General features: G+C 58.9%; 28 protein-coding genes. 18 read left to right on the top strand and 10 right to left on the bottom strand.

The annotated features are described in order from the left end of the window. Positions 1-12: 12 nt before the first annotated feature. Positions 13-894: a class I SAM-dependent methyltransferase gene (locus KMZ68_RS02700; protein ID WP_215614374.1), complete on the bottom strand. Its 882-nt coding sequence runs from the start codon at positions 892-894 to the stop codon at positions 13-15. Between the two features lie 25 nt (positions 895-919). Between KMZ68_RS02700 and KMZ68_RS02695 the strand changes: the two genes are divergently transcribed. Beyond that, on the top strand, positions 920-1,117 hold the full coding sequence (locus tag KMZ68_RS02695) for a hypothetical protein (RefSeq protein ID WP_215614373.1): 198 nt from the start codon (positions 920-922) through the stop codon (positions 1,115-1,117). Positions 1,118-1,327: 210 nt separating this feature from the next. Here KMZ68_RS02695 and KMZ68_RS02690 read toward each other — a convergent pair whose 3' ends face one another. Continuing rightward, a complete protein-coding gene (locus tag KMZ68_RS02690; protein ID WP_215614372.1) occupies positions 1,328-2,311 on the bottom strand; it encodes a VOC family protein in 984 nt (327 codons plus the stop codon). Between the two features lie 158 nt (positions 2,312-2,469). Here KMZ68_RS02690 and KMZ68_RS02685 point away from each other — a divergent pair, with 158 nt between their 5' ends. The 5 genes from KMZ68_RS02685 to KMZ68_RS02665 all read left to right on the top strand — a co-directional run bounded on the left by KMZ68_RS02685 (position 2,470) and on the right by KMZ68_RS02665 (position 8,588). Next, positions 2,470-3,261: a DNA-binding transcriptional regulator gene (locus KMZ68_RS02685; protein WP_215614371.1), complete on the top strand. Its 792-nt coding sequence runs from the start codon at positions 2,470-2,472 to the stop codon at positions 3,259-3,261. Between the two features lie 91 nt (positions 3,262-3,352). After that, positions 3,353-4,867, top strand: a complete 1,515-nt coding sequence (mhpA, locus tag KMZ68_RS02680) for a bifunctional 3-(3-hydroxy-phenyl)propionate/3-hydroxycinnamic acid hydroxylase MhpA (protein WP_215614370.1) — start codon at positions 3,353-3,355, stop codon at positions 4,865-4,867. Between the two features lie 26 nt (positions 4,868-4,893). Then, complete coding sequence (locus KMZ68_RS02675; protein WP_215614369.1) at positions 4,894-5,751, top strand: fumarylacetoacetate hydrolase family protein; 858 nt, start codon at positions 4,894-4,896, stop codon at positions 5,749-5,751. Positions 5,752-5,808: 57 nt separating this feature from the next. Continuing rightward, positions 5,809-7,017: an ABC transporter substrate-binding protein gene (locus KMZ68_RS02670; RefSeq protein WP_215614368.1), complete on the top strand. Its 1,209-nt coding sequence runs from the start codon at positions 5,809-5,811 to the stop codon at positions 7,015-7,017. A 545-nt stretch (positions 7,018-7,562) separates the two neighbouring features. Beyond that, positions 7,563-8,588, top strand: coding sequence for a hypothetical protein (locus KMZ68_RS02665; RefSeq protein ID WP_215614367.1), 1,026 nt, complete (start codon positions 7,563-7,565; stop codon positions 8,586-8,588). A 179-nt stretch (positions 8,589-8,767) separates the two neighbouring features. On the opposite strand, the gene KMZ68_RS02660 is transcribed toward KMZ68_RS02665, so the two are convergent. After that, the gene (locus KMZ68_RS02660; RefSeq protein WP_215614366.1) at positions 8,768-9,982 is read right to left on the bottom strand and encodes a restriction endonuclease; all 1,215 of its coding nucleotides are present in this window, start codon (positions 9,980-9,982) and stop codon (positions 8,768-8,770) included. Between the two features lie 99 nt (positions 9,983-10,081). On the opposite strand from KMZ68_RS02660, the gene KMZ68_RS02655 reads away from it, so the two are divergent. Together KMZ68_RS02655 and KMZ68_RS02650 are read left to right on the top strand one after the other, a co-directional pair. Further along, on the top strand, positions 10,082-10,978 hold the full coding sequence (locus KMZ68_RS02655; RefSeq protein WP_215614365.1) for a 3'-5' exonuclease: 897 nt from the start codon (positions 10,082-10,084) through the stop codon (positions 10,976-10,978). Between the two features lie 98 nt (positions 10,979-11,076). Continuing rightward, entirely contained in the window at positions 11,077-11,244 is a 168-nt protein-coding gene (locus KMZ68_RS02650) for a hypothetical protein (RefSeq protein WP_215614364.1), read from the top strand. A gap of 43 nt (positions 11,245-11,287) precedes the next feature. Here the strand turns inward: KMZ68_RS02650 and KMZ68_RS02645 are convergent, their stop codons facing one another. The 4 genes from KMZ68_RS02645 to KMZ68_RS02630 form a co-directional block, all read right to left on the bottom strand. Continuing rightward, a complete protein-coding gene (locus KMZ68_RS02645) occupies positions 11,288-11,770 on the bottom strand; it encodes a phage terminase small subunit P27 family (RefSeq protein WP_215614363.1) in 483 nt (160 codons plus the stop codon). Further along, positions 11,770-13,173 carry a site-specific DNA-methyltransferase gene (locus KMZ68_RS02640; protein ID WP_249779498.1) on the bottom strand — a complete coding sequence of 468 codons (1,404 nt, stop codon included), beginning with the start codon at positions 13,171-13,173 and terminating at the stop codon, positions 11,770-11,772. The genes KMZ68_RS02645 and KMZ68_RS02640 overlap by 1 nt, the downstream gene beginning before the upstream one ends. 82 nt (positions 13,174-13,255) lie before the next feature. Continuing rightward, complete coding sequence (locus tag KMZ68_RS02635; protein ID WP_215614362.1) at positions 13,256-13,999, bottom strand: helix-turn-helix domain-containing protein; 744 nt, start codon at positions 13,997-13,999, stop codon at positions 13,256-13,258. Next, complete coding sequence (locus tag KMZ68_RS02630) at positions 13,999-14,175, bottom strand: hypothetical protein (RefSeq protein WP_215614361.1); 177 nt, start codon at positions 14,173-14,175, stop codon at positions 13,999-14,001. Before KMZ68_RS02630 ends, KMZ68_RS02635 begins: the two co-directional genes overlap by 1 nt. Before the next feature lie 154 nt (positions 14,176-14,329). Between KMZ68_RS02630 and KMZ68_RS02625 the strand changes: the two genes are divergently transcribed. The 7 genes from KMZ68_RS02625 (at position 14,330) to KMZ68_RS02595 (ending at position 20,185) form a co-directional block, all read left to right on the top strand. Further along, a complete protein-coding gene (locus tag KMZ68_RS02625) occupies positions 14,330-14,953 on the top strand; it encodes a hypothetical protein (RefSeq protein ID WP_215614360.1) in 624 nt (207 codons plus the stop codon). Between the two features lie 57 nt (positions 14,954-15,010). Beyond that, entirely contained in the window at positions 15,011-15,211 is a 201-nt protein-coding gene (locus KMZ68_RS26195; RefSeq protein ID WP_215614359.1) for a helix-turn-helix transcriptional regulator, read from the top strand. 202 nt (positions 15,212-15,413) lie between these two features. After that, complete coding sequence (locus KMZ68_RS02615) at positions 15,414-15,860, top strand: DUF2924 domain-containing protein (RefSeq protein ID WP_215614358.1); 447 nt, start codon at positions 15,414-15,416, stop codon at positions 15,858-15,860. Continuing rightward, a complete protein-coding gene (locus tag KMZ68_RS02610) occupies positions 15,857-17,218 on the top strand; it encodes a recombinase family protein (RefSeq protein ID WP_371741401.1) in 1,362 nt (453 codons plus the stop codon). Before KMZ68_RS02615 ends, KMZ68_RS02610 begins: the two co-directional genes overlap by 4 nt. Beyond that, the gene (locus tag KMZ68_RS02605; RefSeq protein ID WP_215614357.1) at positions 17,215-17,640 is read left to right on the top strand and encodes a hypothetical protein; all 426 of its coding nucleotides are present in this window, start codon (positions 17,215-17,217) and stop codon (positions 17,638-17,640) included. The genes KMZ68_RS02610 and KMZ68_RS02605 overlap by 4 nt, the downstream gene beginning before the upstream one ends. 177 nt (positions 17,641-17,817) lie before the next feature. Further along, complete coding sequence (locus KMZ68_RS02600; RefSeq protein ID WP_215614356.1) at positions 17,818-18,894, top strand: HNH endonuclease; 1,077 nt, start codon at positions 17,818-17,820, stop codon at positions 18,892-18,894. A 172-nt stretch (positions 18,895-19,066) separates the two neighbouring features. Further along, positions 19,067-20,185, top strand: coding sequence for a DUF4062 domain-containing protein (locus KMZ68_RS02595; RefSeq protein WP_215614355.1), 1,119 nt, complete (start codon positions 19,067-19,069; stop codon positions 20,183-20,185). Between the two features lie 122 nt (positions 20,186-20,307). On the opposite strand, the gene KMZ68_RS02590 is transcribed toward KMZ68_RS02595, so the two are convergent. Together KMZ68_RS02590 and KMZ68_RS02585 are read right to left on the bottom strand one after the other, a co-directional pair. Further along, complete coding sequence (locus KMZ68_RS02590) at positions 20,308-20,760, bottom strand: ParB N-terminal domain-containing protein (protein WP_215614354.1); 453 nt, start codon at positions 20,758-20,760, stop codon at positions 20,308-20,310. Then, complete coding sequence (locus KMZ68_RS02585; protein WP_215614353.1) at positions 20,757-22,454, bottom strand: UvrD-helicase domain-containing protein; 1,698 nt, start codon at positions 22,452-22,454, stop codon at positions 20,757-20,759. Before KMZ68_RS02585 ends, KMZ68_RS02590 begins: the two co-directional genes overlap by 4 nt. A 514-nt stretch (positions 22,455-22,968) precedes the next feature. Here KMZ68_RS02585 and KMZ68_RS02580 point away from each other — a divergent pair. Beyond that, entirely contained in the window at positions 22,969-23,562 is a 594-nt protein-coding gene (locus tag KMZ68_RS02580) for a hypothetical protein (protein ID WP_215614352.1), read from the top strand. A 421-nt stretch (positions 23,563-23,983) separates the two neighbouring features. On the opposite strand, the gene KMZ68_RS02575 is transcribed toward KMZ68_RS02580, so the two are convergent. Further along, positions 23,984-25,171, bottom strand: a complete 1,188-nt coding sequence (locus KMZ68_RS02575; protein WP_249779497.1) for a toll/interleukin-1 receptor domain-containing protein — start codon at positions 25,169-25,171, stop codon at positions 23,984-23,986. 237 nt (positions 25,172-25,408) lie between these two features. Here KMZ68_RS02575 and KMZ68_RS02570 point away from each other — a divergent pair, with 237 nt between their 5' ends. Further along, positions 25,409-25,813 (top strand): hypothetical protein, encoded by a 405-nt coding sequence (locus KMZ68_RS02570; protein WP_215614350.1) that lies wholly within the window; start codon positions 25,409-25,411, stop codon positions 25,811-25,813. After that, a complete protein-coding gene (locus KMZ68_RS02565; RefSeq protein WP_215614349.1) occupies positions 25,797-26,840 on the top strand; it encodes a TIR domain-containing protein in 1,044 nt (347 codons plus the stop codon). Before KMZ68_RS02570 ends, KMZ68_RS02565 begins: the two co-directional genes overlap by 17 nt. Positions 26,841-26,859: the final 19 nt, after the last annotated feature.

The raw sequence follows: 26,859 nt of genomic DNA, 5'->3' as shown, positions 1-26,859 counted from the left end.
CTGGGTCACTCTTCAGCCTGAAACGGGACAGATGCGGCGCAAGCTTTCGATTTCCCAAAGCCCCAGTTGACGCTGGTCGAACGGCGGCACCCAGTCGTCGATCGTTCGTAGAGGCGCCGGGAAGTTGTAGGGCGCGGCACAAAGATTGATGGGAAACCAGTCCCCGATGCGAATGGAGCGATTCTTTCCGTCGGGGTAGGTGGTGATCAGGAGATACTTGATGTCCGAGCGGATAATGTTGGCGAGAGCCAGGAAAATCATCTCTTCGGAAAGATGCATAAGGCAGTCGCGGCAAAGCAGCAGGTCGGCTTGTGGGAGCACGTCTTTGCAGAGATCAAGGGTGCGGAACTCGCGTTCCGGACGGCCGTAGCGGATTCGCGCGTTTTCGACCAATCGCGTCACGATGTCGCTTCCGATGTAATGAGTGACTGGAAGCTTCACCTCGGACATCCAATGAAAGTCACCGCACGGCAAATCAAGGAGCGTGCGGATGTTGAGATCTGCGACAAGTCTAGGAAGGGCTTCCCGCAATTTTTCCGTGTAGTGGAGAGTGGACCCGCCACCAGAGGCCGTCTCTTGATAACCCCAGATGTTGCGCCGATAGATCTCGGTGAACACTTCGCGTGGCCCGCCAGAGAGATTGCGAACCATCTGCGAGCGCAGCCATACCAATAAAGGTGCAGGAAGAGCTCGGCGAGCAACGTCGATGCAAGCCGTAAAAAACTCGGTTCGGCGAAACTCATCCGCAAATCTACTGATCGGCCCCATCGGGAAAAATTCAACTAAAGGTCGATTAGAGTCAAGGCGAGTGCGTTGCGGGTTGCGCCTCATATAAACTTCTGAAATTCCGAAATTTTGACTCGACACGTCGGGCAAATCAGTGCTCTTGATCATGACCTCCTGGGAAGAGAGGTCCGGCATGAAGAAAGCACTATCGGGTAACAGAGGTACGCTGCACGGCCTCGCCGAGATCCTGGCGCAGGCGCCGCAGGTCGCGGCGGCTTTCGGCAAATGGCCCGGATTCGTGCTGATGCTGCTGACGATTCTGACGCTTTTCGCCGTGAGCCTGGTGACGGCCATCGCTGTCGGCAGGACCGTTGTCGACCTCTTCGGCTGAGGTTCCAGGATTCGCAAATTAGGCGTTATGGAATTGAACGTCCGCTTTGCGCCAACAGCGGTCCTTCCGTCGAATTCCGCTTTTGGCGCTGCTCCTGATTTCGGGATGGCCGGGCTCGGCAAACTGGGCGTTGGGCGTGATCGTGGGCGTAACCGGCTTGGCGACCATCGTTGTCGCCAGCGCTGTGCGTCGGGCTGTCAGGTAGTCCGCTCATTCCCGCGCAATCACCCCCTCGAGCCATGGGCAGTTCAAAGGCGGCACGCTCGGATCGGGCACGCGAACGCCGCGTGCCGCCGCGGATAGCCGCATATCGCGCATGCGTTTGCGCTGCTCCTCGGGCATGTGCAGGCGCTCGTGCCCCCACAATGAAGGTCCGTCAAAGGTCTCATGCGGCTGCCAGGTCGCGGGATCGATGACGCGTCCGCCCCAGCCATATTCGATGAAAAAGCCTGAGGGTGTGTTGACGTAGAACGAGGTCATGTGATCGTTGGTATGGCGCCCAAGGGAATAGGCGATCCTGCCCTCGTCCAGCTGGGCGACGTCATAGCCCTGGCCGACATCGTCGAGACTGCCGACCTCGACCATGAAATGATGCAGCGCGCGCCGACCTGAGCCAACCATGGCAAAGCTGTGGTGGCGGCCGTTGACGTGAAAGAAATATAGCCCGTATGGCTTCAGCCCGAAGTCCGACACGTGGAAGCCGAGGAGATCGCGATAGAAAGGCAGCAGCGGCTCGACGTCCTCCACGTTGAGGACGGCATGGCCCATGCCGAGTGCGCCGGTGCGGAAGCCGGAGATCGGACGCCCGGGCTTGAAGGGATCTGGCGAAAGCTCTGGCTTGCAGAACGCTTCGAGTGGATTGCCCGCGGGATCGCTGAACGAGATCAGCTCGGCCACATGGCGCTCGTCGGCCAGCGCACGCGATCCGCGCGTGACCTTGACGCCGGCACTGTCGATCCGGCCGGCTAGACGATCGAGCTCGGCGCGGGTTGGAACCTCCCAGCCCATCACGCTCAGGCCCGCGTCGCTGCTGCCGTCGACGATCAGCCGCTGCTTGCGGTCGTCCATGCGAAAGGCGCGCATGCTGCCGCCGCGATCGACCTGCTGCATCCCCAGCAGGCTCGTCGCCATCTGGCTCCATTGGTCCAGTTGCGAGGACTTGATCCCGATATAGCCCAGCGCGGTGATTTCCATGCCACTTCCTCCAGGGAACCGCTCCGGCTGCGTTGCGCCGTCAGGCGGTTCGAATTTGGTATCAACGCCGCGCGGACCTACGCTAAACTTCTGCAGTTGCTTCGCGTTTTCAACGACGATACCGGCGCCTTGACGCCGGACAAGGGAGGAATCTTAAAGTGTCCAAGGAGCGGACGCGGTCCGGACGACCACGGCAGCCAGAGGGCGTCCGCGCCTTCAAGCGCGGCCTCGATGTTCTGCATGAGATCAATCGCTCCGGCGGCATCCGCGCCGGTGACGTCGCCCGGCAGCTCGATCTCCCCCGTCCCACCGTCTATCGCCTGCTCGAGACGCTGGAGGAACTCGGCTATGTCGCGCGCAGCGCAAGCGATGATCGCTTCCGGGTGACACGACGGGCCTCCAGCCTGGGGGACGGCTACGATCCCGGCGTGGTGATCTGCCAGGCGGCGGCGCCCTATTTGGCCGAGCTGAGCAAGATCCTGGTCTGGCCGGTCGATCTCTCCACTTACGAGAACGCTGCGATGGTGATCCAGGAGACGACTCATTCGCGAAGTCCACTCTCGATCGACCGCGGCATGATCGGCAGGCGGTTACCCGTGCTCAGGACCTCTGCCGGACGCGCCTATCTCACGGCCTGCGCGACGCGCGAGCGCGACGTGATCGTCAACCATCTGCGCCGCATCGATGAGGCCGATGACCGCCCCTTTCTCGAAGCCGACCGCCTGTCGCGCATGATCGCGGAGACCGCGCAACGGGGCTACGCGATCCGGAACGAAGGCGAATACAATCCCAAGACGGCCTCGATCGCGGTCCCGATCGTCCGCGATGACGTGGTGTTCGGCTGCATTTCGATCATCTGGATCCGTTCGGCGCTCTCGCTTGATGAAGCGATCGCCGAATTCGTCGCGCCGTTGCGCGAAGCCGCGGCCGCCATCCCGGTCGAAACCTAGTCGCACCAAGGGCCTTTGCCTGTCCGTCCGCTTGGCGGACACTTGGCGCGGCGCCGTTGAAGGCGGGGCATGCCTGGGGAAGAGATACCCCATGCAACATAAATGCGCTTCTTCGGAATTCGACGTGGTGATCGTCGGGCGCGGTCCCGTCGGGGCGACGCTTGCCAACCTGCTCGGCCTGTGCGGCGTGCGGACCCTGGTCTTGGAGCGCGAGGCGCGGGCCTATCACTTGCCGCGCGCAGTGCATTTCGACGATGAATGCATGCGCGTTTTCCAGACGATCGGACTGGCCGAAGAAATCCTGCCGCTTGTCATCCTGAGCCCGGGGATGCGGTTCCTCGATGCCAACGGCCGCCTGATTCTGGACTGGCCGCGGTCGCAAAATCTTACCTCCATGGGCTGGCATCTCAGCTACCGATTCCACCAGCCCGACCTCGAAGACATTCTCATCAACGGCTTGCAGCGCTGGCCGCAGGTCGAGCTGCGCAACCGGTGCGAGGTGTTCGCGCTGGAGGAGGACGAGCACGGCGTTCGCATACGCTACGAGGACTTGTCAAACGGGCAGCTCGCAGAAGTCCGCGCCGGCTACGTCGTCGGTTGCGACGGCGCCCGCTCGCTGGTGCGCCGCTTCATCGGCTCCGGCATGAACGATCTTGGCTTTCACGAGCGCTGGCTCGTGATCGACGCTCTGCTCATGCACGAGCGTCCCGATCTCGGCGACTACAGCATTCAGTATTGCGACCCGCGCCGGCCGGCGACCTATATCCGCGGCACGGGCAATCGCAGGCGCTGGGAGATCACCGTGCATCCGGACGAGGACACCCAAGCTGTCACGCAGCCGGCGAAGATCTGGGAGCTGCTGTCGCAGTGGATTAGGCCCGACGAGGCCGAGATCGAGCGCGCAGCCGTCTACACCTTTCATTCGGCCATCGCGAAACAATGGCGAAATGGGCGGCTGCTGCTTGCCGGAGACTCCGCGCATCAGACCCCGCCGTTCCTGGGACAGGGCATGTGCGCGGGTATTCGCGACGTTGCCAATCTCGCCTGGAAGCTCGGCGACATCATTGCCGGGCGCGCAGATGCGAACCTGCTCGACACTTATCAAAGCGAGCGCTCGCCCCATGTTCGCGAATTCATCGAGCTTGCGATCCGCTTGGGCGGCGTGATCAACACCAAGGCGATCGAAGCGGGCCTCGCCGCCGGTGAGGCGCGCAAGGACGCACCGGTCAAGCTGGACGTTCGCAAGCCCCTGCTCGGCCCCGGGCTTGCGATCGACGACCTCCCATTGGCTGGCCATCTCGCGCCGCAATTTACGCTCGCCGATGGCCGCCGAAGCGACGATCGAACCGGTTATGCCAATGTCCTGCTCGTCGATAAGGCCGCGACACTTTCGCAACCCGCCCGCACGGCGCTCGCCCAAGCAGGAATAGAAGTGCTGACCGGCAACGAGGCCGCCGATCTCGGGCGCTGGCTTCGCGAGCACGACATCAAAGCCGCGCTGATCCGCCCCGACCGCTACGTGCGCGGCGCGGCCAGAAGCGAAGAGGAGTTCGACCTGTTGATCGCAGCTATCTGCCCTCTTGCTCATGTGCCGACCGCTGCCTGATCAACTCCAACACCCAAGGACCTTTGATGAAACTGCTCTCATTCGTCGTACAAGGCCGGCCTGGCTACGGAGCCGTGAAGGACAACGGCGTCGTCGACCTCGGTGCGCGGCTCGCTGCCGAAGGCTGCACGACGCTGCGCCAGCTGCTCGAAGCAAATCGGCTGGCTGACGCGGCCAGACTGGTGGCGTCGGCGCGTCCCGATCACGCCCTGGACGAGATCATCTTCGCGCCCGTTATTCCCGATCCCGGCAAGATCATCTGTGTCGGCCTCAACTATCGTGATCATGTCGCAGAGACCGGCCGCACCGTCACCGAAAAGCCGGCACTGTTCGCGCGCTTTGCATGCAGCCAGGTCGGACATCTGCGGCCGCTACTAAAACCGAGAGTCAGCGACGATTTCGACTATGAGGGCGAACTCGCCGCCGTCATCGGCAAGACTGGCCGCCACATTCCAGCAAGCCGCGCGCTCGAGCATGTCGCAGGTTACGCCTGCTACAACGAGGGCAGCGTCCGGGACTGGCAGCGCCACACCAGCCAGTTCCTTGCGGGCAAGACGTTTGCCGAAAGCGGCAGTTTTGGTCCCTGGCTGGTGACGACGGACGAAATCCCCGATCCTTCAGAGCTCACGCTACAGACGCGGCTCAACGGCGCGATCGTACAGAACACGACCACTGATCTCATGATCACGCCGGTGCCCGAGCTGATCGCCTACATCTCGACCATCTGCCCGCTCGCGCCCGGCGACGTCATCGTCACTGGCACGCCGGGAGGCGTCGGCCTGAAGCGCACGCCGCCGCTGTGGATGCGTCCCGGCGACACGGTTGAAGTGGAAATTTCCGGCATCGGCACGCTCCGCAACACGGTGATCGCGGAACCCGCGTAGGGCGCGGGCCCCACTCCAAAACAGCACAGAAACAACATAACGCTCCGAGGAAACGACATGGCCAGCTACCGCACCAAATTCGGCGCCACATTGCTAATCACTCTCATTCTCACGGCTCCGGCCGCGCACGCCGAGATCAAGGGTGACGCCATCCGTATCGGCGTGCTCACCGACATGAACGGCATCTTCGCAACCGCCATGGGAGCGGGCTCGGCCGAAGCGGCGCGAATGGCGACCGAAGAGTTCGGCGGCAAGATCGGCGGCAAGCCGATCGAGATTTTGCAGGCCGACCATCAGAACAAGCCGGACATTGCAGCATCGCTCGCCCGCAAATGGTTCAATGACGGCGTCCAGGCGATAGCGGATGGCGGCAGCTCGGGCGCATCACTCGCGGTGCAAGAGCTCGTACGCGCCAATGGCAGGATCTTTCTGATCTCCGGCGCCGGCGCCAACCAGCTCACCGACGAGGCCTGCGCGCCGACCAGCGTACAATGGACGCACGACGCCTACTCCACCGCGACCGCCGTGGTGTCGGGCATCATGCAGTCCGGCAAGGAGCCCTGGTTCTTCATCACCGGCGACTACGCCTTCGGACATTCGATCGAGGCGACCGCGCGGGCGCGGATCGTGGAGCTGGGCGGCACCGTCGCCGGCAGCGTCAAGGCACAGTTGGGGACGCCGGACTACAGTTCTTTCCTGCTGCAGGCGCAGTCGTCAGGCGCAAAGATTTTGGCGATCAATGTCGCCGGCGACAACGCCACCGCCATCAAGCAGGCGGAGGAATTCGGGCTTGTTGCCCAAGGCATGAAGATCGTGCCGATGTCCTTCCAGAATGTCGACATCCATGCTGTTGGGCTGAAGGCGACGCGCGGCGATCTGATTCTCACCAGCTTCTTCGAGGACGTCTCCCCCGCTGCGCGCCGCTTCTCCGATGCCTTCTATGCGCGCCGCAACGCGATGCCCTCGCAAATCCAAGCCGGCGTCTATTCAGCCGTGCGTCACTATTTGCAGGCGGTGAAGGACACCGGGTCGGACGACGGCGCGACTGTCATGGCGAAGATGAAGGCCACGCCGGTCTCGGACGCTTACACCCAAAATGGCCGGATCCGCGAGGATCAGCGCATGGTGCACGATCTCTATCTGGTTCAGGTCAAGACGCCGGATGAATCCAAGGGACCGTGGGATTTCGTGAAACTCGTCGCGACGATTCCGCCCGACCAAGCGTTCCGCCCGCTCGACCGCAGCAAATGCAGTCTCGTGAAATGATAACAGGCACACTCACGTTCCGCCCGTCGCCGCGGCTTTCGGCACGGCTGCTAGGAAAACCGTGAATACGGTAGATTTGATCTTCTCATCCACGCTCCTTCTTCGAGCGCAGTGCACGGATCCGAACGTCCGCTTTGCGCCAAGACCAGTCATTCGCGGATCAGATGTTATGGAAGAAGTCGGTCAGTGGCCGACACGGATGTGACATCAACAAAACCTGGCGGGAGCCTAAATCTGCGGCTAGCGTCTGTTCGTACCTTTCGTCGGCCAGGGGACGCGAGAAGGTTGCGGTCCTAGGGCTATCACCAATTTCAGCTGGTTGCGCCTCATCGCGCTTGCGTCCAGGTTATTCGGCTGTCAGAATACTACTTCTGGTAATATCTTGCGAATTTTTTCGGAGGCGACAAATGCATGCATTAGATCGCGCCAAAACCAGTTCATAGGCCGCCGTCCGCACAAAAAAATAATACTGCCGCGTACAAGTCGTGCGACGGGATCATTCGCTGAATTTATGTGTCGCGCCGTCAATTCTCGGAACCAAAGTCATGTACAACCGAAGAGTCTTTCTGGCGAACGCCGGCGCAGCACTGATCAGCGCCCCCAGCCTTTTGCGTGCCCAAACAAGCAAGAAGCTGCGTATTGTCGTGGTCGCCAATCGTTACCACGAGGCGGATGGCCTCATGGCCGCAATGACAAATCAAATGAAACAAAATCCGTACCTGAGTTATCCCTACAAGGTCGCCGCCTCCAAGGATCCGGCTTACCCGCCACCTCCGCAGAATAGCACAGAGCCGCGCTGCCTAATCGACGTACGCAATGCCACGTCCGGGAACGCCGCCGTGGCAACGGTGGAGATTTGGTGTATCGACGATCTCGCCAGTGTCAAAGGGGAGAGTGCGGCCAAGGTAGCCGCTATGGCGGCAATAACGAAGTATGGTCAGGTGCCGGATGGGGTGATTGCGTTTGGTACGGCTGGCTATCCGGGAGCTGCCTCAAACAATGGATGCGCAACAATCGGTGGAACGATTTTCATTCATGACGCTGCAAAAGATGTGGACGGAGCTCAAGGCGGCAATTGGGGATGGCCGAACAAGATGGAGAAGCTCATTCCAAGCAAGACGCCCGTATCGTTTTTCACAAACGTGGCGTCCGACCAAAAGATGCTGGACGCCATTACGGGCGAGATGATTCCTCCACCGAACCGTCCCGCCGGCTTCCTTCAATTGCTCATAGCACCCGATGGTGTCGGTATCAGTTCGGTAAATATCCCCTCTCTTTCGGGCGGAGGCGCCGGAGCTGCGTATTGCGGCATCGACACGAAGGCAATCGGGCTCGCAAAGGCGGCAGGCGCCACCAACATAAGCTCCGTTGAAACGACCCACGGGGTCATTCGTTCAATGTGGGAGAAAGATGATCCAGCCTTCATCTACGTTACGGCGATACCAAATCGCGTTTGCCACTTTCCCGACGAAGCATCATCCATCTATAGGCAGGAGTTTCCTTCCTCCCACAATGCCGGCATCGCATTGAAGTATGCGCTCCCCGGATTTGTGAAAGCGATCGCGTCCTAGCGATGCGGTCTGTCCGGCGGGCGTAACGGGCTTGGGGGAGCGTTCCTCCTGATGAACTCACGTCGCAGGCAGCGACCATGGCAGCAAGATTCGGCAAATTGGTGTTATGGAATGGGTCGGCCATTGGCCGACACTGAGACGGGCCAACTGCATGAACCCCGGCGCCTGAGCACCCCGACCTATGACGAAGGCGCCAGTGAAAACTCTGTCTCTAGTAGTGTGCGAACTGCGGCCGCCGTGCTGAATCCATTCGCAACCAAAATATCGGCGATATCTTTGCCGCTGAGAAATACGATCGGATGGCGATCCTCGCGCACCTCTTCATAGGCTTGGCGCGCAATTACCGATGTGGTTACGAGCACCCCGAACTGCCGGTGGCGTATGCGAGAGATCAAGCGTGAAACTTCCCGAACACCCACGGTATTGATAGTCGCTTCATCTAACCCAGGTTGGTAACACTTGGCTTCTAGCGAAAATTCGGCATAGACCGGATCGTCTGCCAGGCCGAGCAAGTATCGCCCGACCGCGTCACGGCCGCCGTCAACGCTGCCCCGCGTGATGGTGTCGACGATTACACGCGGATCGTGCATTTGAAAGATGCGAGCAGCGAACGCCTCGAATGCAATTGGCGCCTGCTCGAAATATTCGAATACGACTCGCAATATATCTGCCTTCGTGGCGCTATCGGGCCGCTGCTGATCGACACTCCTGATCGATGTCGTACTCTCTGACGCCAGGGCTTGCGCGCGTCCTGTTTTCACCCAACTCTGCCAAGCGGGCGGCGCCGAGGCCAAGCTGGCATTATTCCCGTTGCTCAGCTCCTGCAGCCACGAACGCGCGACGACTGACGCGTTCAATACAGTGAAGACGGCGCGGTAATTCTGAAAGCGCTGCCCTTCCGCGGTTCTCCAGACGGCAACGAGATCAGCCGTCGATGGGAGACCTGTAAACCCAGGCACCGCCAGCCCTTTGAATTGCACCGATCGGCTGCTGCGAGGCGTCGGATACTTCTTGAAGATAAGGAAAGGTGGGATTTTCTCGCGCATCGGGGGCGATGTGTGCAGGAGCTCAAAAGTCCGCCTCAGGATCCTGTTGCCGCCACGCTGGGTATCATGGAGTTCATGTCCTGGCTTCTTGTTGTCGCCGAAGTAAACGAACTGACCCGTATTCAAGTCCAGCGTATCAGGCCAATCCTGATCTTCACCGCTGGTATACAGAACGACGAGCGTTCTATCCTCACCGCGGCCGGCGGCTCGAAAGCCGCCCTGGTTCCCAACCCCTTGCAAAACCTTTGAAATAGGATCGTCGGCGGCGTTCCCGCTCCTACCGCCCTCATATACGGCGTCGATGATGAGGTCTGATGAAGACAACAGCTCGCTGGGAATAATGCGCATTGCTTCCACCTGGCGCTAGCACGCGGGCTACTTTAAAGGCGACATTGACGCCTGCGCCAAGACCCTCGGCGCCGCACCCCGCAATCAACGGTCGATACCATGTCGTTGGAAAACATCAATCTGGCAGAAATGGCTGAGACGCTAGCTCGGTCGCCCGACTATCGCGTTCTCCGCAAGCTGGTCCCGAGAGACGAGTTTGCACCCCGCGAAGGACAGGAGACTAGGACGGGCATTTTGCTCGATGTCGAAACCACCGGCCTGAATACCTCGCAAGACGAAGTTATAGAGCTTGCGATGGTCAAATTCACCTATCTGCCGGACGATAGAATGGCAGCTGTCACGGGCGTGTTTTCGTCATTCAACGAGCCATCGATCCCGATACCGGAAGAAGTGGTCGAGCTCACGCACATCACCGACGAAATGGTGGCGGGACATCGCATTGACCCGGATGCCGTCGCTTCCTTTGTCTCGAATGCGGCTCTAACCATCGCCCACAATGCCAACTTCGACCGAAAGTTTGCGGAGCGCTACTGGCCAGTGTTCGAACGCAAACCTTGGGCATGCTCGGCGACCGAGGTGGAATGGCGCAAACACGGCTTTGACGGATCGCGGCTTGGATATCTGTTAGCAGGCGTAGGCTTGTTCCACCAAGCGCATCGCGCCGTCGACGATTGCAGGGCTTTGATGGAAATCCTGGCATCCGATGTTCCCAAGCTGAACCGATCCGCCTTTGCAATCCTGCTTGAACGGGCCCGCCGCAAGACCGTTCGTATTTGGGCCGAACAGGCTCCATTCGAACTGAAGGACACGCTGAAGAAGCGCGGCTATCGATGGAGCGATGGCTCCGACGGAAGGCCGCGCTCCTGGTACGTTGATGTGGATGAGGCCAATCAGACAGCAGAGATCGAGTTCTTGCGAACGGAGGTTTATCTGCGGGAGATTGATCCGCGCATCCAGTTCATGAGCGCGATGAATAGGTTTTCGTGCAGATTGTGATCTCTGTGCTCGTGCGGTCGCCCGACCCTCCCCCTACCTAATTTCGCGACAATTTTTCCAAGCTACGACTCGGCAATCACCGCTCGGAAAAATAATAGGTGAAAAATGCCAGCAACGACCCTTTCAAACCCGAGCAAAGCAACACCCTCTCATTTCAAGATACTGAAACTCCTATTGTTTTTGCTTTCAAGCAGTTGAGCGACGTCGAACAGCTGTCAACTAACCAGATGAAAAAGTGCGTGCAGCAGAAAAAAATCCCTGAATGAGGGAGCCACCGGTCCGCGCTGCTCTGCTTGGTAGAGATTTGACCTACCCCCCGCCCCCTGGCTCCTCTTCGTATTCATCCATTCTCAATTGAAGGAGTGGAAGCTCGTTGACCGGTGGAGCTGATATGCGGCTACGGCTGGCTGGGGTGAAGCCAAACTCGGTTGCTACGCGCAGCATGATCTCAGCCTGCCTATTCGCAATCGCCAGGTATGGGGACTGAATCGGATAGCCTGTCGGCGATTTCACCATGGTCCCGAATTTCTGAACCTGTTCCATCGCTTCCGCCCAAAGCGCGTACGCTCCGCAATAGGCAGCCAAGGCGCCGCGATCGAGATGCGTTACCAGGTCGAGCTTTACGAGTTCGGCGCTGAGACGTTCCCATTCCCGCCTTGCGAGCGGACTCAGCTCAGCCGGACATTCAGGAAGCGCGGGCTCAGGCCGCGGCTCGTGCGGATTCAGCGGGCGCTTGCCGGGATTGCCAGTCAATACCTTGATCCTTGTTGGTGTGGGGCGACGGCCGCGCATCACGACGCTTCCTCGCTCGATTGGGCTTCTGGGCAAAGGGCATCGAAGCTCAGGCCATCGCTTGCGCGGACTGCTTCCTCACCGGTGAAGGCTTGCCAACGCCGAATGGCGAGGTCAACGAAGAGAGGATCAATCTCGATGCCAAGGCAGGCGCGCCCGCAGGACTGCGCAGCAATTAGGGTGGTACCGCTACCAAGGAAGGGTTCGTAGATCGCCTGCCCGGGAATGGAATTGTTCAGCATGGGCCTGCGCATGCACTCCACGGGCTTCTGGGTCGCGTGCTCGGTTTTGGCGTCCTGTCCGCCGCTGCCGATTGTCCAGAGCGTGGTTTGCTTTCGGTCTCCTGTCCAGTTGCCCTTCTTTCGTACTGCGTACCAGCAGGGCTCGTGTTGCCAGTGATAGTCGCCCTGACTCATCACCAGCCTCTCCTTGGCCCAAATGATCTGGGCCCGAATAGTAAACCCGCTCTTGGCGAGGCTCTCGGCAACAATGGTCGACCGAAGCGCTCCATGCCAGACATAAGCGATCTCGCCTTGGAAGATATCCCAGGTCGGCGTCCAGTCAGCGATCTCGTCGTTTTTGATTTTGTTCTTTCGGGCCGAATTGCTGACGCCACGACGGTGACGCCATTCTGGATCGTATTGCACGCCGTAAGGAGGGTCCGTAACCATGAGCTGCGGAACAGTGCCAGCAAAGAGCGCCTCCACCAGCTTTTCATCCCTGCTGTCACCGCATGCAATCCGATGTGGCCCGAGTTGCCAAATGTCGCCCGGCCGCGAAATCGCGACCTCGGCGACTTCAGGTATCTGGTCCTCGTCGGTAAGACCGCCTTGCACCGATGAGAAGGCAAACGCCAATTCTTTTGTAGTAAAGCCGAGCGCCGAAAGATTGGCTCCCATGGCCGACAGATCAGCAAGCTCAAGGCTGAGCATTTGATTATCCCAGCCGGCGTTCATGGCGATCCTGTTGTCGGCGAGAACCAATTGCCGGCGGTTCAAATCCGACAGCGGCAATACGACCACCGGCACCTCTGAGAGCCCCAGCTTTCGTGCGGCAGCAAGCCGACCGTGCCCGGCAACTATGTCTCCCGCTGAACTGACTTGGATTGGATTTGAGAATCCGAACGATCTGATGCTGCCGGCGATTTCCGCAACCTGAGTCTCGCTGTGCGTTCGAGCATTCCGCGCGTAGGGGATCAGCCTATCGATGGGCCAGTATTCGATTTGCAGCCGTTGCAAATCGTCGTCTGTCGCTTTGCATTCCACTGTCCCGGTCAAGTGACTATCGTTTCCATCAACAGCCATGCCCACCCCCTCTCTCCGTAATTTCACGATACTTTCACCAGCCCACTGAGAAAAAAAATAATTCGGAAACTCCCGAAAAGATGCGCGTTGCGGGGCCACCGGTCCGCCAGGGCAGAGTGGTCAAGATTTGACCACCCCCCTTGGGGCGACGGTGATGACGTCCGGCAGTACACAACGCCTGTCATGCCGAAGTCCTCGTACCCGCCGCGCGCGAGAGCTCTACCGCCTGCATCGCATCTGTAAGCGACCTACGCATACGAGCTATTTCGCTGTCACTAAGGTCCCCGTTGCGTTCTCGCCCGGTCCAATAGTTCAACTGCGCCTCGCCAATCATGCCCAACATGGTCCAACCGAAGGCCACGTCACCACGTCCTAGTCGATGCGCCAGTCTCGTTTGGGTTACCTCTGGCCGCTCGGTACGAGGGATCTCTTCCTTGCCGAGCCCTGCCGTTCTCACGGCACGCGGCGAGGGCTTGTGATCTTCCGCCGCCCCTTTGTTTGATGCTGTTACTTGTTTTGAATCAGTCTTTGTTGAATTCTCATTCCTTACTAGTGCTCCCTGATTTGCCGTATCCGGGTGAGCCGCGTCCGGACGGGCCGCGTCCGGCAAACCAGCGCTCGGTGAAGATGCAACATCCCGAACGTAGTAGGTTACGGGTTTAAATGCGCCGTGCTCGCGTACCTGCCGACGCACAATGTAGCCAGCCTTGATGCATTCGTTGATGATGCGGTATAGCCGGTCCCTCCCAACCCTTAGTTTTCGTGCTACCTGCGTCAGGTGAACGCGCCAATTGGGGGGGCGCGACAGCAAGTAGCCAAGCGTGCCTTTGGCCTCGACGCTCAGATTGTTGTCGTCCCAAATCTTGTTGGACAGGACCGAAAAGCCTGACTTGTGCCGCTCGCGGATGATGTATTGCTCCGCCATCAATCGACTTGTCCTAGGCTGACTGCTTTCTCACTGACTTCAAAAACCATGCCGAAATCGCATCGATCTGTGTTGCGACTGAAGCGGTTGATGACGAACTCTTCCGCACCGAACAAGCCTTCGCACGGACTGGTCGACTTGTGAGTAGCAAGTGTATCTGAGGGACCGGTCAGCATTGCTTCGATCCGATTCGTCGTTGGCAAGATCAAACGACAAAGGACGGCAATCCGAAATTGTGAAGATCGTTCCTTTTGGTTGAATAGCGCTATTTTATGCTGAGTCTGACACGATTACCTTGGATGAACGAATCAGAGCTACGAGCTGCGTGCCATGGACAGACTTCGGCCATTCCGACCAATCGATTATCTCAATCAACGCGAGCTCAAGGTATTGCGGAGGGTCGCCGCATCCGGGAGTGAGTTGGCGCCGGCGGCCGCACTGCATTTTTGCGCTACGTACAAGGCTGACGTTCCAGAATGGCTAACCGGTTTGGCTGCTCGTGGCTATTGCGAACACCTCAATTCAAACCGCCCCAAGAAGCGTGGTCGTTCGTCTGGACCAATAGAGCGCTATCGCCAGGATATGATTGATTACATGCGCTGGGATACGGTCAGATCCACACGTGATAAGCAGAAAGATTGCCCCGAAAGCCTTGCGATTCTTGAGACAAATTCGAACCGTTGCCCTTACATAAAAGACTATAACAAGCTGCTCAGGTGGTACGGGCACGATTGGCTTCGGGCGTACGAATGCGCTTCCATGTTCCTGAGAGGCACTCCCGCCTTTGGAGGGCCGGATGCGATGAAGGCGAGCTATTGTCGCGTTGAGCACGCGAGCAACCCGTTGCGATACTTCTTGTTCCAGCCCGAATTTCTCGAAAGCGTTGGGCTTGAGCATCCCAGCCGTTGGGGCTGGTCTACAAAATGCACGCCGTTGTATAACCTGACGCTCTAGTTGGCCCCAGTCATTCTCCTTGGCACCGGCGAATCTTGATTGCCAAGGAGAACAAGTATGTCTTCCGAGCAACGTCCCCGGCTGCGGGCACTCGAAGCCGCCAAATACCTCCGCGTCAGCCGCTCGACATTGGCCAAGTGGCGCATGTCCGGCATCGGCCCACCCTTTCATCGGTGCGGGCCACGATTGATCTATTACTTCCAGCATGAAATCGACGCTTGGCTTGCCGCATGTGACGGTCACTCAGGCTCAATATGAGCGAGCACCCGGGCACAGAGCCAAGTTATCAGGAGGAAGCCGCTGATCGGCTGAGCGAAATCGCCGAGATTCTGGCCGCCGGCTTTATGCGTCTGGAAGCCTGTAAGTCCAGTCGAAAACCGGCCGAATTCGGAGAAAGTTCGCTTCACTTCACGGTCGACCAGAGCGGTGATGGGCCACCCTGCTCTGCGGAGAATTCTCCATGACGGATAGTGTTTTGGCCCAATTGGCCGCCCTAAAGGGCGCGCCGGCACCCGCCCTGAAGGCCAAATGGCGCGCATTGTTCGACACGGAGCCGCCGCCCTACAATAGGCGCTTCCTGGAGAGCCGGCTGGCTTACCGTATTCAGGAATTGGCCCACGGTGGCTTAAAAAAGGAGACCGTCGAACGGCTGCGGGTTCTGGGCAAGCAGTATGACGGCAAGCCAGGCGCCAAGCCCAAGCCCCACGGTCCGCGCCTGCCGATAGCTGGAACCCGGTTGATTCGGGAATGGCAGGGGGTCGAGCACCGCGTCACCGTGCGCAGCGACGATTTTGAATATCAGGGGCGGCCATACAAATCGCTCTCCGCCATCGCCCGTGAGATCACGGGTGTACGTTGGAACGGCTGGGTATTCTTCGGACTGAAGAACTCGCGGGGTGCGCCATGATGCACACGCAGCGAGCAAAGGGTGCCGGTGCTCACTCTCCGTCGCACCAGCCGTCAGTGCGAAAACTTCGCTGCGCCGTCTATACCCGCAAGTCGACCGAGGAAGGGCTTGAGATGGAGTTCAACTCCCTCGACGCCCAGCGGGAAGCCTGCGAGGCCTACGTCACCAGCCAGCGCGCCGAAGGTTGGCTTCTTGCACCCGATCGATACGACGATGGTGGCTTCTCGGGTGGCACCCTGGAGCGTCCCGCACTGAAGCGGCTGCGCGCCGATATAGAGGTCGGCAAGGTGGACGTCGTCGTGGTCTACAAGATCGACCGTCTGTCCCGGTCGCTGATGGACTTTTCCCGGTTGGTCGAACTTTTCGATCAACACAAAGTCACGTTTGTTTCGGTAACACAGTCCTTCAACACCACGACGTCCATGGGCCGATTGACGCTGAACATCCTGCTGTCCTTTGCCCAGTTCGAACGTGAGGTGATTGGCGAGCGCATCCGCGATAAGTTCGCGGCGTCACGCAAGCGGGGTATGTGGATGGGCGGCTGGGCACCGCTCGGCTACGAGGTCAGGGATCGCAAGCTGGTTGTCAATGAGGCTGATGCCAGGCTCGTCCGCTCGATCTTTCAGCGCTTCCTCAAGATCGGTTCCGCCACCACGCTGGCGCGGCAGTTGATCGCGGAAGACATCCGCAACAAATACGGCAAGCCGATCGACAAGGGCATACTCTACAAGATGCTCAACAATCCCGTTTATATCGGCGTGGCCGTGCACAAGGGCGTCTCTTACCCAGGCGAGCACGTCGGCATCATCGATCGGAAGCTCTGGGACAAAATCCAGGCCCGGCTCCAGGAAAGCCCCCGCAAACGGGCGGCTGCCACGCGGGCACAAACACCTTCCTTGTTGAAGGGACTCATCTTTGGCCCGACCGGGATCGTCATGTCGCCGACACACACACGGAAGAACGGCAGGCTGTATCGCTACTATCTCAGCCAGACGGTCCTGAAGCAGGGGTCAGACGGCTGTCCCGTTGCCCGTGTTCCAGCTGCCGAGATCGAGAGGATCGTGATCGACCAGGTCCGTGGTCTGCTTCTCTCCCCCGAGGTCATCGTCCAAACTTGGCGCATTGCCCGCAAATCCATCAAGGGCTTGACCGAGTCTGACGTCCGCAGTTCGTTGCTGGAATTCGATCCGCTTTGGAACGAACTCTTCCCAACCGAGCAATCCCGCATCATCGAACTGCTCGTCGAGCGAGTTGATGTCCGCGCTGATCGCGTTGATCTCAATCTCCGGATCGCTGGAGTGACTTCGCTACTTGGCGAGTTGACTGGCAATTCCATCAACCGGCAGGATGCCGCATGACAACCCACGCCCAGGCAAGTAAGGCCAAAATCAGCAAGGACGGTCTCACGGCGACGGTGAGCATCGCCGTAAACTTTATCCAGCGCGGTGGCCGCAAGCAGATCCTGTCACCTGCGGGAACGGCGCCGTGGTCCCCCGCGCCGCGCCTCGACAGCGCCCTGGTTAAGGCCGTCGTTCGCGCGCATCGCTGGCGGCAAATGCTCGAAAGCGGCGAGTACGCATCCTCCGCAGAACTGGCCAAGGCGGAAAAGGTCAACGATTCCTATCTGAGCCGGATCCTGCGGCTGACCTTGATCGCGCCCGATATCACCGAGGCGATCCTGAGCGGACGCCAACCCAGCACGCTTCAGCTCGATGATCTGCTCAAGCCTCTGCCGGCGGAGTGGGAAAGACAGCGCTCCAAGCTGCGGGTTCGGCAGTAGCCGAATATCAGGGCCGGATTCGCCGATCCATTGTTATGGAATTTCGGCGTCGGGTTATCACCAAAAGCGAACGGCTCCGAACTCGGCATTTAATCCGAGGCGAGTCCTAATTAAGCCCTGATTTCTGTTGCGTGGAATCGATTCGTGTAATTTGTTCGTATCTAGTCAGTAATGGCCTTGGCTGGCACCCACCCCATACTCGAAGGCCGCCTTTCGAGTAAAGATTTTGTGGTCGCAATGCGAGCTCAACCCCAGCTCCCACAAAGACACTCGGCACATAAGCTTGAATCGCTGTCGAGAGAGAGATTTCGATCTCTTTTTCGGGAGCCGCTGTTTCTCGTTCGAGATGAGCCTGCTCCCGACTATGGAGTCGACCTTTCTATTGAGGCACTGATTGACAACGGCAAAAGTCCAACAAACATCCGCTGCTTTGTGCAACTCAAGGCGACCGACCAACGCCCAGCACCCAGTGGAGGGTACCGGATCAATGTAAAAGCAAGCAATATACGCTATCTGACAAATTCGCACTCTTCGTTTTTTGCTTTATACGCGGCGTCCGCTGGTCGATTTTATTACCGCTCGGCGCTGGATGTCTTTGAGGCCCTCCAAGATTACGGGGCGATGCCATCGTACAAGAAATATCTGTCCCTCTCGTTCGTCGAAGAACTAACCAAGGAACGCGTTGCACAGATTCACACTCAGATGATTGCGTTTGCCAAAAGTGTAAAGGAGGCCGAGCGGCTCTTCGCCAGCAAAGAGTTCGGTGAGGTGATAATTGGTCAATACGAAGATCGGTCAGACTCCTCCAAAATTAGCGGGGTGCATGCCTACAGAGTGGACGAATTTGGCAATCAAATAAGAATGGAGCACGAAATTTGGGTGCTCCATAATGGGCCTATACCTGTCGGCTTTGAGGTGTTTCATAAGAACGGCGTCACTCTTGACAACAGAAATTCAAACATTGGTCTTCGCCCAATAGAGCCGAGAAGGTTCCGGTTAGGAATTTTTCCATCCAGGGAAGAAAACATCGGTGCACGGAACATTCTTGAAGCAATGGTCCGTGGCGAAAAGGCCGCGTTCGAAAAATCCGACCCGCCAGAACCGATCTTATTTTGGAGAGTCATTAGAGAATTGCAAGATCAAGGCTTGTCTATGATGCAAGAGGACGTGGAAGCTTATAAAGTACGTTGTATCGAATATCTGCGCATGGATTTGATACCAGGGCCCGAAGGTATTGGATCGCAGTTAGAATAGAGCACACATACCTCGCGCAAGCGTGCCCATTGCCGCTTCCGGCAGATTGTGGCCGCCTGCCAACATGGCAACACGATCTGGCTTCAAGATCCGGCTTCGCGAACGCATTGACAACCACAACCACCCCGAGCACGATCGCGACCTTGTGAAAGGAACACGGAAACCGCGATAAATGGGTAAATCCTCCAAGATCAAGATAATGATATCGAGCCGGTGCAACGACATGTTCCCGCTCTCCTCCAAGTCGCAAGTAAGGCTGAGCGATCTACGTACCAAGATAAAGAAGGAGATTGAAGGCACCACCGTGCTGGGCAGCCGGCCGTTTGAGGTGTGGATTAACGAAGATGCCGCCGAAAGCGCAGAGCTCGATGCTTGGGACGAGTGCATGCGACAAGCCCGCGAATGCGACATTTTCGTCGTTCTCTTCAACGGAAACGCGGGTTGGACGGGAACCGGCGAGAACGCCTCGATCGGAATCTGTCACGCCGAGTTCTTGACGGCCTACGCGCGCGCTCCGGCCAAGGTCTTTCTCATCGACATCTTTGAACGGCGAGCCCCCAGCGCCCCGAAAAAGCCCGCCGACGTCAATTTCCAAAAACGCCTCGAACGGGAGAATAGGTTCGGCTCGTCGGCTACGGACGTGCCTTCGCTGGAGGAGGCCATTCGCTCGCGGATCGTGAGCGCAACGGTAAAACTCGTACAGCAGGGCGTGGCCGACGCCAACCGCGGCAAGGGATATCTGGGACCAGCGCTTGACTGGAATAGGATGCCTTACCCTCAGCGAAGCGCCGCGATGGTGGCCGCTGCGGGCGCTGCGTTGGGTTCAACGAACCCCATCAAGGACGGTAACTTCTGCATCGTCACGATCGAGAAGAAGAGGATCCTCTTCAGGGTCGGCGCGGTGCCGGATTCTATGTCTGTTGCGACCGCACGCGAAATGGTTGGCCAACCCCACCTGCGAGACGACACCGCCGCCGCCAGGGTCGCGCGGTTGGACGGTGGTCCAGTTCATCTAATCGCGTGCCACAAGGGGGTGACTGGAACGCAAGCACAGCGCATGCTGGGATTTCCCGACGCGACCGTCGTCGCGGCGCCCTTCGGGGTCTACGTGCTGGATCCGGTGCAGGCCATCCAGATCGTGCTACTTGCTAATTGCAAGGACGAAGGCGCCACACGGCACAACGTGCAACGCTTCATGGACTGGTTGCCCCAATCCGAACAAGGCGAACCTCTCGCCAAGTTCGCTAGCAAGCGCAAAGACCTCGTGGCATTGCTCTCTACACAGCCCTAACCTTGCAAGCGCGGCTCGCATCGTCGTTCGCTCCATCGACGGCCGACATTCGCCAATCGAACGTTATGGAACATAGCGGCTGACTGATAAGCTTCGTGTAATTTCCTTATCAGTTGAACAACTTAATCCATTTGCGGCCAAAGCTTTTCAAGGCTTGACTGACTTCGTCTGCAATCAAGGCGGATATCTAACTTACGAAATGAAATGCCAAGCATGTTTGCAGCGCTCGCTCGGCCGACAAGCTCTATCAGTCGATATGCAACCATTTCCTTTTCTTGCGCATCCCATTCCTTGCGCTGACGGCGAATATAAATCCAGACACGCAAACGATCTTCGTCGCCAAGCAATCGATCCGTTACTTCGATGGGTATTTGACGGAATTCACTTTTGCCTTCTACAAGTACCTTGTAATTGGCCCATCGGTGCTCACCGTCGATAATGCGAAAGCATCCATCTTGATCGGAAAGAGGCTCAACAAGCAGCGGTTCAAAAATTCCCTTGTTATCGACAATCTGCCTTTGTAATTCTTCATCTTCTTTGGGGCCAATGCGCGGCTGAAGCGAGGGCGCAATCATCGGATCAGCGACAGAACGTTCTGCGGAACCTCGACGGCTTCCTTTGCGCGAGTCAGGGCGACGTAGAAAAGTCGCACCTCGGCCGGATCGGGGCCACTGGTTGGCTTTCCCGGTTGGCTGCGCAGAAAATCATCCGTAAGCCGGACCGTGCTCCATTCGCGACCCTTTGCTTTGTGAGCGGTCGAAATAGTCAGGTCACTTCGCTCTTCGTCGACGGTGCGATTGAGAGCCCATATCAATTGACGCTCTCCACGACCCTCGACCAGGTTCACAAATGACAGCAGGTGATCCCCCTCACCGCTTTTGGCAAATTCGACGACTTGCTCCCACTTGTCGAAGCCGAAGAAGTCCGGGACCGTGCTCTGTTTGCCCTCCTTCAGGTCCTGCACGCCGCGCAGCATTTCCATCAACTCATCGGTACCGCCGACAAGATGAGGCTTCTTGCCTTCATCCAGGCATTCGATGATTGCGGCAATGGTGGAGGCGTTGGTGCGCGCCAGTATGGTTCGCGGCTCAACGCTTCCAACCCGGCTCTTGACCGCTACATTTCCCCTGAGCGGACGCTTTTCGCCGAGAAAGACCAAGAGCTTCGAGGCCCATTCCGCTATGGCAGGACCAAAGCGAAACGAGGTGGTGAGGTAGGTCTCGCCCTGGGTCTCGATTTTTTCCATCGCATTTACCGCGCCGCGCCACTCATAGATTTGCTGGTACTTGTCCCCCACATAGATCATTTGGGCTGGCTGCTTCCGCAGAACATCGAGCACAACCGGATTTGTATCCTGCGCCTCGTCAAGGAGAATGAAGTCGGCGGCAATCGCGGGATTGGTGAGAGCCCATAGTTTCAGGTAGCCATCGTGACCGAGCGGCATGGTGTCGGCCTCGCTCCTCATACGACCCCAGACGTGCTTAGCACCGTGCAGGGCGAACTCTGTCACAGCCCGCATAGTGGCGTCGGGAGCGGCAAGCAGCGATCCATGACGGGGAACGTGATGCGCCGCCAGTTCGGCGTCGGCGCTCTGCATATAGCGGCGCAGGGTATCGAGGATAAGATATCCCTGCGACCGTGGTTGCAGTACGTGCCGCCTATCGATGTCCCACCGCCTCAAGTTCAGCATCTCGGCAAGCTGATTTGCGTTTATCCTCTTGGTCATCTTATCGGAGTTGTTTCGATAGGCCCACGGCGTCGCCTTGAAAGCGAGTCCGTGGCTGGTCGAACAGTTCACCGTATTGGGAAATTTCTCTTTGGCATCGCGGACAATGTCGCGGTTAAACGCGATGTATTGACCGCGCCTGGATGTGCTCTGCGCCAGGAATTCGAGCGTTGAGGTCTTGCCGGTGCCGGCATAGGCGTTGATCTTCACGGAGCCGCCGCGCTGAAACTGATCGATGGCTTGCTGCTGCTCTGCTGTCGGCTTTCGCGACGGCTTACCCTTCGCGTTGGGTGGCGGCTTTTGCGTCGGCCCCGTCTTTGCGGTAGGCGGCGGTTTTGCCGCGCCCCGTTGCTCACTGCGCGGCCGCTCCGCAGTGCCTAGAAATCTCTCTGCTGCCTGAAGAAGCGATCGGGCCTTCGGAGTGGTGCGGAAGCCGAGTTCGCTGACGACTTTTTCAACTGCTGCTCTGTCGCCGCTGTCCTGGGCGCGTTCAAACTCCTCTTCAAGTTGCGCAATCGACCAACTCAAATATTGGCGCGACACCGAAAAACTCCCCCTGCAGGCCGGTCCCACATACTATCACAACTGCTTGAAGCGTCGCTACCATCGGTGGTACTCCCGACTGAGCAGGGGGGCGATGTCCAGCTACAACAAAGCATGCAAGTATTGCGGGCGCAGGATTAACCTGCGGCAGATGCCGCACGGCCAATGGGTACCTTTCGAAGGGGACCAACAGCATGTTTGCGACGAGCCGCCCCCGAAAAAGGCTGCGCCTGCTGTAAAGCCCCGCACGCCGACGCCCGCAGAACCTCCCGCGGCCCCTTTCAAGCCTCTCTATCCTGAGGTCCCGGAGGGCCCGCCCCCCAGCCCAAAGCCAGCACCACCGCGCACTGTTTCACCGGACGCGCCTGCGCCAGCTCCGCGTCCTGCGCCGGCACCGCAGCCGCCCCGCGCTGGCACGCCGACGCCGATCCGTGTCACGCCGCAACCCACGCCATCACCCGAGCCCGCGCCGCCGCGCAACGCAGGCTCGCCGGCGCAAACTGGCTCACGGCCAATGGCGCCGCAGCCTGCGCCGAGGAAAAGGCGAGGTATTGTCGAGACGTTTCTCGGTGTGATCACCGGCCTGCTCAGCTCAACATTCGGCCTAACGATCAGCGCCTTCGCGCTCTTGTCGCTGCCGCTAAACGTCATCGCGGTGATGCATATTTTCGGATGGTCCTGGTTTGGGGCTCTCGTCGGCGTGATCTTGTTTTCCTGCGTCCCCTTCGTTGGCCAGCTTGGCTTTCTCATCCTCGCGGTGATGGGGGCATATTATGTGTGGGACGCCAATTTTGACTGGCAGAAAGCGGCGTATTCCCTGACGAAGACGTTTGACATCTCGACGCTTTCAGAGGCCGAACTGGAGCGTTTCAAAACCGAAGTGGTCCGCCCCGGCTTCGAAAAGGCCTGCAAAGCGGAGGCCCTCAAGACCGCCGGCTTCGACGGAAAATTGCCCGCGCGCGCGGCAAGTCAATGCGAGTGCCTTGCGACGAATTTTGCGGCCAAGCTCACCCGCGCCGACATGATCGCCTTTGAGAAAGCGGGCCAATATCCCGATGATTTGCAGCAGCGTGTAGGAAGCGAGATTCGTCGCGCCTGCCAGAACTAAACCAACGTATTAGCTGCGCAGTTTGTGTAGAGAAGCGGCAATTGCCTCGGTGCTTTGAAAGCCATCACCAAATTGGAACTCAGTATGGTTCGCCCCGTCGAATGCAACATAGGCCGAAGTCGCTGGTTGCAGAAACTCGGCGCGAACTAAAAGGGTGAGCTTGGGTCGAAGCTGTAGGACGGCTCGGCCACGGCCTTGGATCGTTTCAGGGTCGGTCAATAGCTGAAGGTCCGCTTCACAAACTCTACGCTATCCGCTGCGGCATCAATTTTGTAACCTGAATCCAGCGGAGATCGGAACGGAGGACGTTGAGGCGTGCCGTCATCAGTCATTTGGAGTCCGATCACTAACCGCGCCTCCGCTCGTGTGAGGATGGGATCCTGTGACGCCGGTACCGCGACGCAGAGTTTAAGTGAGCAAGCTACGAGCGGCTCTTCACAAATCGACGCATATTCTGGTTGCCGACAATTCTAAAAACGGCCCACGGCGCGGTACCGATGCCCTGATAGTCCACGATGAGAGACCTCTCCAGCAAATAATAAGCGGTCGAGTTCAGACGTCGAGGCTCCCATTGATACAGCTTTGCGATTTCTTCGCAGGGATCGGGAAACTTAGGGTCGCTCATGATGTCGGCCGCCAACCGAAGTGCATCATCGGCCGTACTCCACGGTTTCCAGTAGCGATCGAACTCGGCAAACAGCGTCCCTTCCACCAAAACGTGGCCGGTCGACAGCCGGAGAAAACCAGAAAGCTCCTGGATGGCATCTTCGGTGTCTTCGACGCTGAGGCCGACTTCCTTGGCCAGCTCATCGACCTCGCAAATCGGGTCGCCGAATAAGCCGTCCTCCGATTTTTCCACGAAGTAGCGCGCGATGGCGTTGGCCGCGGCGGAATAACCGGTCTGCGATGCCCGGCTGTTTTGCACGGCCGCGGGTGCAGGCCCTCGCGGCGGTTTGCGCGTCAGCGCGTAGATATCATGGATCAACTGAGCAACATCGGCATCGGTCACAATCGACGCTGACGCAATGCCCGAAAGCAACGGCGGCAATTCGGACGCCGGCAGTTCGTGACGAACCGGAAGAAAGCGGCACTGGTCGTTCAGTTTGCGGATGAGACCCGCGTCCATTTCCTGGTTGACCCAAGGCTTGTTGATAGAGCGCGGCGTGAGCAAGACAAGAAAGTGCGTGCAGCCGCCAATTCCCTCGTCGATCTTTTGCCGTAGGCTATCGCCGGACGAGATGCACCACTTGTCCCACCACACCTCGATGCCGGCGCCCCGAAGCGCCTCGGCGACCCGCCGCGCGATGTCGATGTCTTCGGATGTATAACTGATAAAGACGTGCGGCTGGCTTTCTGGCGCTGCGCTGGGTTCACCCGCTGCCTCGAGGCCCAGCCGTTCGTTGACCAAAGCAACAAGGGCTGGCGAGCCCTCGACCTGAATCTTTAGATCGTCGAGGCTGTTGCCGCGAATGACGATGGTTGGGAATTCGCCCGTGTCTGGATCGCGAATGTTGCCGACCTTTTCGCGGATTTGATTGCGAACGCCCTCCAGCACTGACGCCATGACAGCATCCTTGAGATTGCGGGGATCAAGGTTCTTGCCACCCATTGAAAATCTAATCATTGGCACCTCTCCGCCCCGGGAATCGCTGATATACAGGTACGCCCCGTTTGGTCCCTGCGCTTGCATACCTTCCGGGCAAGCTTTTTAAGGGCCCGGTCGAGCAATAGCTCCCGGCCCATTGAGAATCCGATGGATAGCTCGGGGAATCGCCTTGTCGATGTTCCTTATCCGTTCTAACCTGCCCCTATGCCGTTGTCGCCGGAAAAAATCGCTGATCTGAGGTTGAAGCAGCTGGAGATGCTTCAGGGGGTGGTGACGCGCATGGCGGCGCAGTGCGCGACCTTGAAGAACTACTGCGTTACCATTTCGGTCGCGATCGCCGGCTTCGCCATCACCTTGCAGCGCCCCATCGTCGCCTTGCTGACGCTGGTGCCGATCCTGTCCTTTGCCTTCTTGGATGCGCGCTATCTTCAAGTCGAGCGCCGATTCCGGAAGCGATTCGACGCGGTCGCCGCAGAAGGCTGGGACACGTCGCCCACCTTCAACATGGGCAACAAGGACAACCCGGTTTCGCCATATTGGCCTGCCTTCTTCAGCTGGTCGGTGGCGGGATTCTATCTGCCGCTGGCCGTTGTGACGGTCTTGGCGGTAGCCATTGCAAGGCAGGTCTATGACAAGCTCATATGACAAGGATGCGCTGATCAGGCTGCTGCAGCGCGTCGCCCAGCCAACAAGCCCGACGTTCGGTTCTGGTCTCGCCTCACCATTCGGTTCTGGCCTCTCCTCCCCGTTCTTTGCGCCAACGCCGCCACCGTCCAATGGCGTGGCTGGCCTGCTAAGCGCCCTCGCGCCCTCGGCGCCTTCCATCGACGCGGGATCAAGTCTGCTCGGCGCCTTTGGGCTGCCGACGCCTTCGACCGCGCAGAACCCGTTCGCGCCCTTTCTCAACCCTGACCTAGTCGCCCCGCCAGTAGCGCCTCGTCGGCCCCTGCCTCGGCTCGCCGACCTTGTTGCGCCGCCTGTGGCGCCTGCAAGGCCAGCGCCGACGTACGCGCCGGCCACCATCAAGCGGAAGGGCTTTTTCTCCTTCCACTATGCCGACATCATGCGCGTCAACAACGTGCGCCAATCTTGGAAGATCGATTGCCCCGGCCGCGAGGACAAGCGCCAGTTCTTCGACCGCAGCCTGTGGGAGTCCGTCCAGCGCAAGAACCCGGAAGGCCTCAAGAACCTGATTCGCGGCGGCATGGCCCACGCCTCCGTGGTCTGCGTGCTGGTAGGCACCGAGACTTGGGCTCGGCCGTGGGTCAGGTACGAAATCGCCCGCTCCGTCATCGACAAGAAGGGCCTGCTGGCGGTCCACCTCAACAGCCTTCGGCACCATCAGCGCCAAGCCCCGGATGAACATGGAGATAATCCGCTCGACTACATGGCTGTGGGGTGCCCGAAACAGGCGGGTGTGTACTTCCTCTATGAGCGCGTGTTGCAACAGGTGGTGGAGGCTGGCCAGCTGACATGGCAATGGCGCTGGGAGAAGTACAGCAAGTACACCTTCGCCGTGCCACTGCCGAAACACATGCAGGCGAACCCGCCGAAGGTGGGCTTCGTCGTGCCACTTTCCGACGTCACGGCCATTTACGACTACGTTGCCGAGGAAGGCCACAAGAACATCGGCGCGTGGATTGACACCGCGGCGTTGCGGGCAGGCCGCTAGGCAATTGCAACCAAAGCGG

This window comes from Bradyrhizobium sediminis (assembly GCF_018736105.1).
In the GTDB taxonomy this organism is placed as follows: Bacteria; Pseudomonadota; Alphaproteobacteria; order Rhizobiales; family Xanthobacteraceae; genus Bradyrhizobium.
Note: the sequence above shows the minus strand (reverse complement) of the source record. Positions and strands in the feature narration are given on the sequence as shown.

Coding starts and splice junctions, on each gene's coding strand:
- KMZ68_RS02700 (WP_215614374.1), bottom strand. CDS start 894: ATGATCAAGAGCACTGATTTGCCCGACGTGTCGAGTCAAAATTTCGGA.
- KMZ68_RS02695 (WP_215614373.1), top strand. CDS start 920: ATGAAGAAAGCACTATCGGGTAACAGAGGTACGCTGCACGGCCTCGCC.
- KMZ68_RS02690 (WP_215614372.1), bottom strand. CDS start 2,311: ATGGAAATCACCGCGCTGGGCTATATCGGGATCAAGTCCTCGCAACTG.
- mhpA (WP_215614370.1), top strand. CDS start 3,353: ATGCAACATAAATGCGCTTCTTCGGAATTCGACGTGGTGATCGTCGGG.
- KMZ68_RS02675 (WP_215614369.1), top strand. CDS start 4,894: ATGAAACTGCTCTCATTCGTCGTACAAGGCCGGCCTGGCTACGGAGCC.
- KMZ68_RS02670 (WP_215614368.1), top strand. CDS start 5,809: ATGGCCAGCTACCGCACCAAATTCGGCGCCACATTGCTAATCACTCTC.
- KMZ68_RS02665 (WP_215614367.1), top strand. CDS start 7,563: ATGTACAACCGAAGAGTCTTTCTGGCGAACGCCGGCGCAGCACTGATC.
- KMZ68_RS02660 (WP_215614366.1), bottom strand. CDS start 9,982: ATGCGCATTATTCCCAGCGAGCTGTTGTCTTCATCAGACCTCATCATC.
- KMZ68_RS02655 (WP_215614365.1), top strand. CDS start 10,082: ATGTCGTTGGAAAACATCAATCTGGCAGAAATGGCTGAGACGCTAGCT.
- KMZ68_RS02645 (WP_215614363.1), bottom strand. CDS start 11,770: ATGCGCGGCCGTCGCCCCACACCAACAAGGATCAAGGTATTGACTGGC.
- KMZ68_RS02635 (WP_215614362.1), bottom strand. CDS start 13,999: ATGGCGGAGCAATACATCATCCGCGAGCGGCACAAGTCAGGCTTTTCG.
- KMZ68_RS02630 (WP_215614361.1), bottom strand. CDS start 14,175: ATGCTGACCGGTCCCTCAGATACACTTGCTACTCACAAGTCGACCAGT.
- KMZ68_RS02625 (WP_215614360.1), top strand. CDS start 14,330: ATGGACAGACTTCGGCCATTCCGACCAATCGATTATCTCAATCAACGC.
- KMZ68_RS26195 (WP_215614359.1), top strand. CDS start 15,011: ATGTCTTCCGAGCAACGTCCCCGGCTGCGGGCACTCGAAGCCGCCAAA.
- KMZ68_RS02615 (WP_215614358.1), top strand. CDS start 15,414: ATGACGGATAGTGTTTTGGCCCAATTGGCCGCCCTAAAGGGCGCGCCG.
- KMZ68_RS02610 (WP_371741401.1), top strand. CDS start 15,857: ATGATGCACACGCAGCGAGCAAAGGGTGCCGGTGCTCACTCTCCGTCG.
- KMZ68_RS02605 (WP_215614357.1), top strand. CDS start 17,215: ATGACAACCCACGCCCAGGCAAGTAAGGCCAAAATCAGCAAGGACGGT.
- KMZ68_RS02595 (WP_215614355.1), top strand. CDS start 19,067: ATGGGTAAATCCTCCAAGATCAAGATAATGATATCGAGCCGGTGCAAC.
- KMZ68_RS02590 (WP_215614354.1), bottom strand. CDS start 20,760: ATGATTGCGCCCTCGCTTCAGCCGCGCATTGGCCCCAAAGAAGATGAA.
- KMZ68_RS02580 (WP_215614352.1), top strand. CDS start 22,969: ATGGCGCCGCAGCCTGCGCCGAGGAAAAGGCGAGGTATTGTCGAGACG.
- KMZ68_RS02575 (WP_249779497.1), bottom strand. CDS start 25,171: ATGGGTGGCAAGAACCTTGATCCCCGCAATCTCAAGGATGCTGTCATG.
- KMZ68_RS02565 (WP_215614349.1), top strand. CDS start 25,797: ATGACAAGCTCATATGACAAGGATGCGCTGATCAGGCTGCTGCAGCGC.